Origin of the sequence: Parasphingorhabdus sp. (assembly GCF_036963705.1) — a bacterium.
In the GTDB taxonomy this organism is placed as follows: Bacteria; Pseudomonadota; Alphaproteobacteria; order Sphingomonadales; family Sphingomonadaceae; genus Parasphingorhabdus.
In genome coordinates this window covers 1-8,037 of sequence record NZ_JBALUT010000076.1, presented here as the reverse complement: position 1 = coordinate 8,037, position 8,037 = coordinate 1, and the positions used below count along the sequence as shown (strand labels likewise).

Genomic DNA, 8,037 nt, shown 5'->3' with positions numbered 1-8,037 from the left:
GATACCGATCCTTTGCCTAGGAAATCCGTCACGACCCGGCCGCGGAGAAATCTCGAACGGACCAGCAATTCTCCGATCCATTATGTCGACGCTGAGTTTCGGATCTGGAAGTTGATCGGCCGCAATCGCGGCGCTCTGCGCCGCTTCAACAACGAGCGAGCGGGCCTCTATTGCTGGCGTCGCTGTCTCTGCCAGTTCGACCGCTTCTGCGAACGTGAGTGGTTCGGCTTGAAGGGAAAAGACGGGGATATATAGCGCTAAGGCCGGCAATGCCGACAATGGGCGCCGGGACATTGCCTGGCGGGTTTTCGGTCGATATTTCATTATGCTTGCTCACTAAAATAGTAGGGCGAACATGCCGTCATCGGTGGCGGCAATTTTTAACCTTGGAGGTTAGATGTTCGAAAGTTTGCGGGCTTGCTTCTCGCCGGTATGCCAGAGCAATTTCACAGAAATCGGACAGAGATCGCAAGAATATCGTCACCCTCAAAAAGGCGGTATTCGCGATCTGCGTTCAAGCAATAATGGGAGGCTTTATCTCGGGAATGCTATGCATGCCAGTTGGGTTTCCAAACAGACGGCGCGTGTGGGACATAGCTTTAACGGCGATTGTTTCGGCGAAAGCTGGGCTAGCTAGAAAAGTCGTAGTTGTCTGAGAACATTGCAGCATCGCCGCGCAATCTGACCCACAACAATCCTTGGATTCATTGCCGTTTGTGGACGTTTCATTCATACCCGGTTCGCTGCAATGGGACATTTCCACACTACCAGCATCGCTTTTCGCTGGGGATAGGCAGGACATCGGACTGGCGATTCCCTGTCCAGCTAAGGCAAGTCCAAGAAGAACGAATAGAAAGAGCTGTTTAAACACGAACCGAGTGTCCGGTGTTTTCCGATCCCCGTCAACCCAATCTTTGACCGAGATGATGGCGGTGAGGCAAGTCTTTGCGCCACTGTCCCACGGTAATGTGAATTGCCCACTTTCGCGATACTGAAGCCACATTGACGATGCCCTTTCTAGGCGAATAACCGGAATAACCTATTACCTTACAGAACCTTGTGGTTCGCGGACCTACGCCAACCTCGTGCGGTTCATCAGCACAGGCTCGCTGCATCCACACCTTGGCTGGCCAACATTTCGTGCACATTTGCTGCAATCACACCGTAACTGACATTTCCGAACAGCTTCTGGCGTCCTTCATTGATTACATATGTTGGACTGCCCTCGATCCCGTGTAGCTGAGCAAGGTCATAATCCTTTGTGAGCCTTGCAATGGCTTCACCGGTTTTGAGTTTATTCAATATATTGTCAAAATCGACATGCAAGAGCCCTGCTATTTCGCGTTGCACATCCCAGTCCGAGACATCCTCCGCTCTTGTAAAAAAGGCAGAGCGCAGTTCCCGCGCGGCGAGGATGGATAATCGTTCAGCAACAGGGGCTTTGGATATGAAGCCCTCTTGCTCGATCAATTCCACCGCCTTGATGAACAGATGTGGGCTCGCCGATGAGCGCGGCCGTGTCTTTGCCCAGGAATCGCTGTGAATCGGCAAATTCTCGAATTCCCCGGCGATGCCTTGGACATGGTTCGCATAACCATCAAAACCGCCCCGGTCTGTCCATTGAGACGCGATTTTTGTCCATGTATCCGGGAATACAGAGCAGAAATGGATGTTGATAGTTATCCGATCACCAAACTCTGCTGTAAGCCGATCAAAATTGCTCTGCGAGGCATAGGCCCATACGCAAAGTATATCTGAAAAATGGTCAATTTGAGCGGTTGGCATTGCGACAGTCTTTCTGAAAGGCTGATAACCACCAGCCGCTATTACCAATGTGCAACGGGAAGCTCGGCGGCAAACTATTCAATGCGGAAATATTGCATAGAAAGTGGGAAGAACCCGGCTTGTTCACTAGCTTGGCTTCTTCCCGCTTAATTGACCGCGGTCCTTTGCGCTATTTTTTTGGCGGCATCATCAGTTCCTGCTGCATCATCAGGCTTTCCATCATCTCATGCATCATACCCATATGCTGCTTCATTTTCTCCATATGTGCTGGGTCCATCTTCATCATGCCACCCTCGGCCATCTTGGCCTTCATTTTTTCTTTATGTGCCGGGTCCATCGCCATTGGCCTCTTTCCCTGTGCCATCATACCGCCTTCGGCCATCTTGGCCTTCATAGACGCCATATGCGCTTTCATCATGGCCATATTTTCGGTCATGAGCTTTTCTCGCTCTGCAGGCGTCTTGGCGTTCTGGGCTCGCTCCATCATCTGTTGATGCGCGGAATGATCGCCCATCGGCATGGCATGACTCTGCATGGCGGGCTTCGGTTCCGGGGGCGCTGCGTAGGCCGCACAGCCGGTCAACAAGGTGAAAGCAGCGACGGTGGCAAGGTAGGGAGTTCTCATGTATAATTTCCTTTTTGTGTAGTTGCCCTCATGGGGCCGAAATCGGCGGCGCGACATTATATTTTCACTAGTAAACACTGGGGTCAGAGGAACTATTCGCTCGAACTTCTGCTCGTCAATCAGCGCGTTTGATCATGTATTATGGTTTGGATTACAGGCGACATCTCGCATGATTGGCACCTCGATCCGTCGTCGCTAGGCAAGCAAGCGATTATAGGTAGCGGTAATCGCCCAGACGAATAGCCCGGAGAAAACACTCCACGTGACAAGCCCGACAAAAAAGCCTGTCCAATGCAATGACCAGCCCATACCCTCAAAATTCGAGTGGACCATATGACCGCTCATTTGCATCATACCGCCGGGGGCCAAGATGACAAAAAGACTACATAATATCCACGCAACTCCGAAGATAATTGCAGTGGCTAAACCAAGCTTAATGGCATCGAACTTCATTTCGCTCTCCTGATTGAAAACCAGCCGCCCCGAAAATCGGAGACATCTTGCAACCAGTTACCAACTGACAATAACAGGCCATCCCTTCAACGCTCATAGGTAATATCACTGAGCCAGCGCTTTGCGGCGCAAGCGCAATGCGTTAGCGATTACCGAAACAGACGATAGGCTCATCGCCGCCGCCGCGATCATCGGGCTGAGTAAGATGCCGAACCACGGATAGAGAATACCTGCCGCAACCGGCACACCAAGCACGTTATAGATAAACGCAAAGAACAAGTTCTGGCGGATATTGCCCATTGTTAGCTGACTGAGGTGGCGTGCCTTGGCTATGCCACCCAAATCACCCTTGACCAGCGTGATACCCGCGCTTTCCATCGCCACATCGGTGCCAGTGCCCATCGCAATTCCCACATCGGCCTTGGCGAGAGCGGGAGCGTCATTGATGCCGTCTCCTGCCATTGCGACTATTTTACCCGCCGCTTGAAGCTCGCTGATGACCCGGTGTTTGTCTTCGGGTGACACATTGGCGTGGATTTCATCGATCCCTATCATCTTGCCAACGGCTTGCGCGGTGGCTTCGGCATCTCCGGTTAACATGACCACGCGGATATTGGCTTTGTGCAGCGCTTTGATCGCTTCTGCCGTGGTCGCTTTGATCGGATCGGCGACACCGATAAGACCAGCAGGCTTGCCGTCGACGGCCACAAACATAACGGTTTGCCCTTGTGATCGGCCGTCCTGCGCCTTGGCAATCAGGTCCGCGCTCGCGGCACCGAGCCGGTCCATCATTTTTTCATTGCCGATGGCGACGCGCTTACCGCGTGCGCTGGCTTCAACCCCTTCGCCGGTCACCGACTGGAAATCGGTTGCCGCATCAAACGAAAGCCCCTTTTCCTTTGCGCCGGTTACAATCGCGGCTGCCAGCGGATGTTCACTCGCCATTTCGATTGCGGCCACAAGCGCAAGCATTTCGTCGCTGTCAAAACCCTTTTCCGGTTCGACCGAAACCAGTTTAGGCTTGCCCTCGGTGAGCGTGCCGGTTTTATCAACCACGATTGTGTCAATCTTCTCGAGAGTTTCGAGCGCCTCGGCATTTTTGATCAAAATACCGTTTTGCGCGCCCTTGCCGGTGCCAACCATGATCGACATCGGCGTGGCAAGGCCAAGCGCACAAGGACAAGCGATGATAAGGACCGCGACCGCGTTGACCAAGCCATAGGCCAGCGCCGGTTCTGGTCCCCAAATGGACCATATAATGAAAGTGGCAATAGCGATCAGAACCACAGCGGGCACAAACAGGCCAGCAACCGTATCAGCCAGTTTCTGGATAGGAGCACGGCTGCGCTGTGCTTCGGCGACCATCTGGACGATCTTGGCGAGAAGAGTATCCTTACCAACGCGTTCGGCGGTCATGATAAAGCTGCCAGTCTGGTTGACCGTGCCGCCGGTGACAACATCACCCTCGGCTTTAGCAACCGGTATTGGTTCGCCCGTAATCATTGATTGGTCAATCGTGCTGGCCCCCTTGGCGATGGTGCCATCAACGGGAACTTTATCGCCCGGACGGACGCGCAAGCTGTCGCCGCTCTGCACCAGGTCGAGAGATATTTCCTCTTCCGAGCCATCCGCGCCAACGCGCAGCGCAACTGGCGGTGCCAGTTCAAGCAACGCACGCAACGCACTTGATGTCTGTCCGCGCGCTTTCAGTTCCAGCACTTGCCCCAATAACACCAGGGTCGTGATGACAGCCGCTGCTTCGTAATAGACAGCCACGCCCCCATCATGGCCGCGGAATGCTGCCGGAAAAATGCTAGGAAACAGCGTCGCAACCAGACTGAAGCCATAGGCAACTGCTACGCCCAGACCAATCAGCGTGAACATATTGAGGTTCATGGTTTTAAGCGAGTTCACGCCGCGCACAAAGAACGGCCACGCGCCCCACAGAACTACTGGCGATGCCAGCAAAAGCTGCAACCATTGCGATACTCCCGGCTCAAATAAACCTTCAAACGGCCTGCCCGGAATAAGGTCGCCCATCGCGTAAATAAACAGCGGGATGGAAAACAACGCACTGACCCAGAAGCGCTTGCGCATATCGAGATATTCGGGATCGGGGCCAGTATCGAGACTAAAGGTCTCGGGTTCAAGTGCCATCCCACAGATCGGACAGGAACCCGGTCCTTCTTGCCTAATTTCTGGATGCATCGGGCAGGTGTAGATCGTGCCCGCTGGAACATTTTCTGATACTTCGCGGTGCTTTCCAGTGAGGTAATGCGCTGGGTCGGCGATAAATTTGGTTTTGCATCCGGCTGAACAGAAATGATAATCCCGAGCCGCATGATGCGCATGATGCTCGCTCTTGCTCGGATCAACATCCATACCGCATACGGGGTCTTTTACAGTCCCTACAGCAGTCTCTTTGTCTTTGCAGCAGCACGATTTGGCGGTCTCACTATCATTCTCAGACATGATCAGCACCTGCAACCTTGCGGCCTATCCACGCGCGCAGCGGGATAACCAACAATGCAATATACCATCCATAGAGAAAGCTACCGACCGCGCCTGCAAGAAAACCTTGCAAAGTCAGCCACTCAAATCCGGGCAGCAACGGCGCCCAAGACTCATGCATATGCATTGACTGCGGCGCTAAAAGACCAAAGCCAATGCAGATGAGGTAGCTGAAAAGCAAAAACAGGCTCAGGGTCCAGCCCCATATGAGGATTTGTTCGCGGTTTGAAACATGCGTCATTTCTAGCTCCTCTTGATCATTAACAAATATACTATAGGGGGGTATAGTAGTAAGGCGGCGAAGTGTCAAGGTTGATGCCGCCGCTTCTTTAGATTGATCACGCTCCAAAATTTGGCATAAGGGCATCATGACAGACAAATTCACCAAAGAAATCGTGCGCATGCGTAAGATCGAGGGTCAGGCGCGCGGAATAGCTAAAATGATGGAAGATGATCGTTATTGTATCGATATCCTCCAGCAATTTTCCGCAATGGAAGCCGCCTTGCGCTCTACCAAAATGAAAATTCTGGAAATCCATACCAATCATTGCGTCGAGGAAGCTTTGACCTCGGGCAGCAAAGCTGACCAGAAAGAGAAAGTTGCGGAATTGGTGAACCTGTTCGGCAAGATGGGGAAATAGTCTGGCCCGAAGAATCGTAAAGCGGAGCTCCGAGCCAGACTATTCTCTTATTCAGGCGCGTCTTTTTTGGGCTCCATCATGCTATGATCCATCTTCGAATGATCCATAGCTGGTTGCGCTTTGTCACTCGCATCCGGGGCTGACATTTTGGAGTGATCCATTTTGCTGTGGTCCATCTTCGAGTGATCCATCATCTGGCAGGACATTTTGCCATCGGCACCCTTCATCATCATGCCCGGCATTTTCATGCCGTCTTTCATCATTTCGCATTTCTGCATCGCAGGCGCGCCGGCTTTCGGTGCCGTATGGTCATGAGCCAATACCGCCCCGCCAGACGTCAGAGCCATGGCTCCCAAAAATAGTGTAAGCTTTTTCATGATATTTCCTTTCTTGGTTTAAACCTCAATTGTAACTAGCGAAAACGCGTTGGCCGCTGTCGCCAAACGCTATAACTTGATAAGGCTGGGTTTGGTTTTGATATTCCATTCCAGGCGAGCCGACCGGCATTCCAGCGACGGCAAGGCCCTTCACTCCAGTAGGTTTTTCCCGCAGTAATTTGGCAATAGCATCGGCGGGCACATGCCCTTCGATAACATATCCCTCAACAATCATGGTATGACAGGATCGCAACGTTTCCGGCACTGCGTTCGCGTCTTTGACAGCGCTCATATTTCCGCTGTTCCGTGTTTCCACATCCTGTTTCATATTCGTTTCAATATGCTCGGCCCATTTTTCGCAGCAGCCGCAGCCCGGGTCGCGGAACATCACAAGGGGGGCAGCTTGAGCGGCGCTGGTGCAGGCAGCGAGCAATCCAAAGAGCACCGATGCCAAAAGCGGGTTTGTCTTCAGTTTGCGGATGTGATTGAACATCTATTTTCCCTTCGGGTAATAACGAGCCATCTGCTCGATTTGGAGCTTGGCGTGTTTAGAAATTCATATGATTCATGCCGCCATGCATGAATGTGCCGCCCAGAAACGCTTGAATCAGCACGCCGATCGTCAATAGGCCCAGCAAGACGGCGAACAGTATTTCTTCGCTGCGATTGTGGTGAAAACGGCGTAGCCCGGCCCATGCCAACAGCACCGATCCGATTGCGACGGTCATTCCTAGATAGCGATGCGTGGTGAGGATCAGGTTGCGGTCATAAAGATAGAAACCACCAGCAAACCAGCCAAAAAACGCTGCGGCTACTGCACCCAGAGCACCAATGACGAGCATAATTCGCGCTGCCGAACGCCAGTCAGGCTTACCGCGCGCAACACCAAACGCTTCGGCTGCAAACGCGGCAACAATCATGGCAATTGGAAAATGGATGACAACCGTATGAAGTTTGCCCAGCCAGATGAACAGGCGCTCACCAAAGCTCTTATTACTATTATCTGCCGCTTCGCTATGATCCATCATGCCTCCATGGCCGTTACCCATACCCTCTAAGTGGTTGCCTTCCGGCGCCATGGGGGCTGATCCATCGGGTATCTTCGGCATCGTGCCATCACCCATCATCTCCTGCATATCCGGGTTCTGCGCAGCTTCGCCGGCTCCGTTAGCTTTTTCATGATGGTCAGCGCCAGTTCCCGGACCAGCGCCCATCTCGGTCGGATCGCCGTGCGCAAGAGCAGGAACGCTGAGCGAACTGACACCAATTGCAATGCACATCATAAATTTGCGAAACTTCTTGATTGGCATCTCAGCCCTTCCTGTAAAAAATTTGAGGTCGCGCATTGCCGTGTCCTTGATGACCGCTAACCAATAATACGTAGCGATAATGGCCACCCCTCAAAAATAATTTCGAGGGCAAAGCTGTCCAGCATGCGTATAAAGAACAGAAACGACGAAATGGGATAATATCAATGCCGCTATCTGACACTAAACTTGATGCGATGCTTGCAAGCCTGCGGGCCGATCAATCAACCGAGGCGCTGGCAAGCGATGATGGTTTCCACAATGATGTCTGGCTCCGTGTCGGCGAAATGAATAGCAGCCGGCTTTCGCGCCAGAAAAGTCTACTGGCGGCGCTGATG

General features: G+C 52.6%; 9 protein-coding genes and 1 pseudogene. 1 reads left to right on the top strand and 9 read right to left on the bottom strand.

Annotation, left to right across the window (positions count from 1 at the left end):
* The 6 genes and pseudogenes from V7680_RS13415 to V7680_RS13390 all read right to left on the bottom strand — a co-directional run.
* A pseudogene (locus V7680_RS13415) lies at positions 1 to 294 on the bottom strand (TolC family protein); the annotation flags it as partial.
* Between the two features lie 801 nt (positions 295 to 1,095).
* Positions 1,096 to 1,833, bottom strand: coding sequence for a DsbA family oxidoreductase (locus V7680_RS13410; protein ID WP_335653772.1), 738 nt, complete (start codon positions 1,831 to 1,833; stop codon positions 1,096 to 1,098).
* A 121-nt stretch (positions 1,834 to 1,954) separates the two neighbouring features.
* Positions 1,955 to 2,467 carry a hypothetical protein gene (locus V7680_RS13405; protein ID WP_335653771.1) on the bottom strand — a complete coding sequence of 171 codons (513 nt, stop codon included), beginning with the start codon at positions 2,465 to 2,467 and terminating at the stop codon, positions 1,955 to 1,957.
* A 138-nt stretch (positions 2,468 to 2,605) separates the two neighbouring features.
* The gene (locus V7680_RS13400) at positions 2,606 to 2,863 is read right to left on the bottom strand and encodes a DUF5676 family membrane protein (protein WP_100093775.1); all 258 of its coding nucleotides are present in this window, start codon (positions 2,861 to 2,863) and stop codon (positions 2,606 to 2,608) included.
* A gap of 105 nt (positions 2,864 to 2,968) precedes the next feature.
* Positions 2,969 to 5,335: a heavy metal translocating P-type ATPase gene (locus V7680_RS13395; protein WP_335653770.1), complete on the bottom strand. Its 2,367-nt coding sequence runs from the start codon at positions 5,333 to 5,335 to the stop codon at positions 2,969 to 2,971.
* Entirely contained in the window at positions 5,328 to 5,777 is a 450-nt protein-coding gene (locus V7680_RS13390) for a hypothetical protein (protein ID WP_335653769.1), read from the bottom strand. The genes V7680_RS13395 and V7680_RS13390 overlap by 8 nt, the downstream gene beginning before the upstream one ends.
* On the opposite strand from V7680_RS13390, the gene V7680_RS13385 reads away from it, so the two are divergent.
* Complete coding sequence (locus V7680_RS13385) at positions 5,776 to 6,015, top strand: metal-sensitive transcriptional regulator (protein ID WP_335653768.1); 240 nt, start codon at positions 5,776 to 5,778, stop codon at positions 6,013 to 6,015. The two genes, V7680_RS13390 and V7680_RS13385, sit on opposite strands and share 2 nt — an antisense overlap.
* Before the next feature lie 47 nt (positions 6,016 to 6,062).
* Here V7680_RS13385 and V7680_RS13380 read toward each other — a convergent pair whose 3' ends face one another.
* From V7680_RS13380 to V7680_RS13370, 3 genes are read right to left on the bottom strand one after another with little or no spacing between them, the layout of a single operon-like run.
* Positions 6,063 to 6,392: a hypothetical protein gene (locus V7680_RS13380; RefSeq protein ID WP_335653767.1), complete on the bottom strand. Its 330-nt coding sequence runs from the start codon at positions 6,390 to 6,392 to the stop codon at positions 6,063 to 6,065.
* Positions 6,393 to 6,417: 25 nt separating this feature from the next.
* Positions 6,418 to 6,885: a DUF411 domain-containing protein gene (locus V7680_RS13375; RefSeq protein ID WP_335653766.1), complete on the bottom strand. Its 468-nt coding sequence runs from the start codon at positions 6,883 to 6,885 to the stop codon at positions 6,418 to 6,420.
* A 55-nt stretch (positions 6,886 to 6,940) separates the two neighbouring features.
* On the bottom strand, positions 6,941 to 7,738 hold the full coding sequence (locus tag V7680_RS13370) for a DUF2231 domain-containing protein (RefSeq protein WP_335653765.1): 798 nt from the start codon (positions 7,736 to 7,738) through the stop codon (positions 6,941 to 6,943).
* Between the last annotated feature and the right edge of the window lie 299 nt (positions 7,739 to 8,037).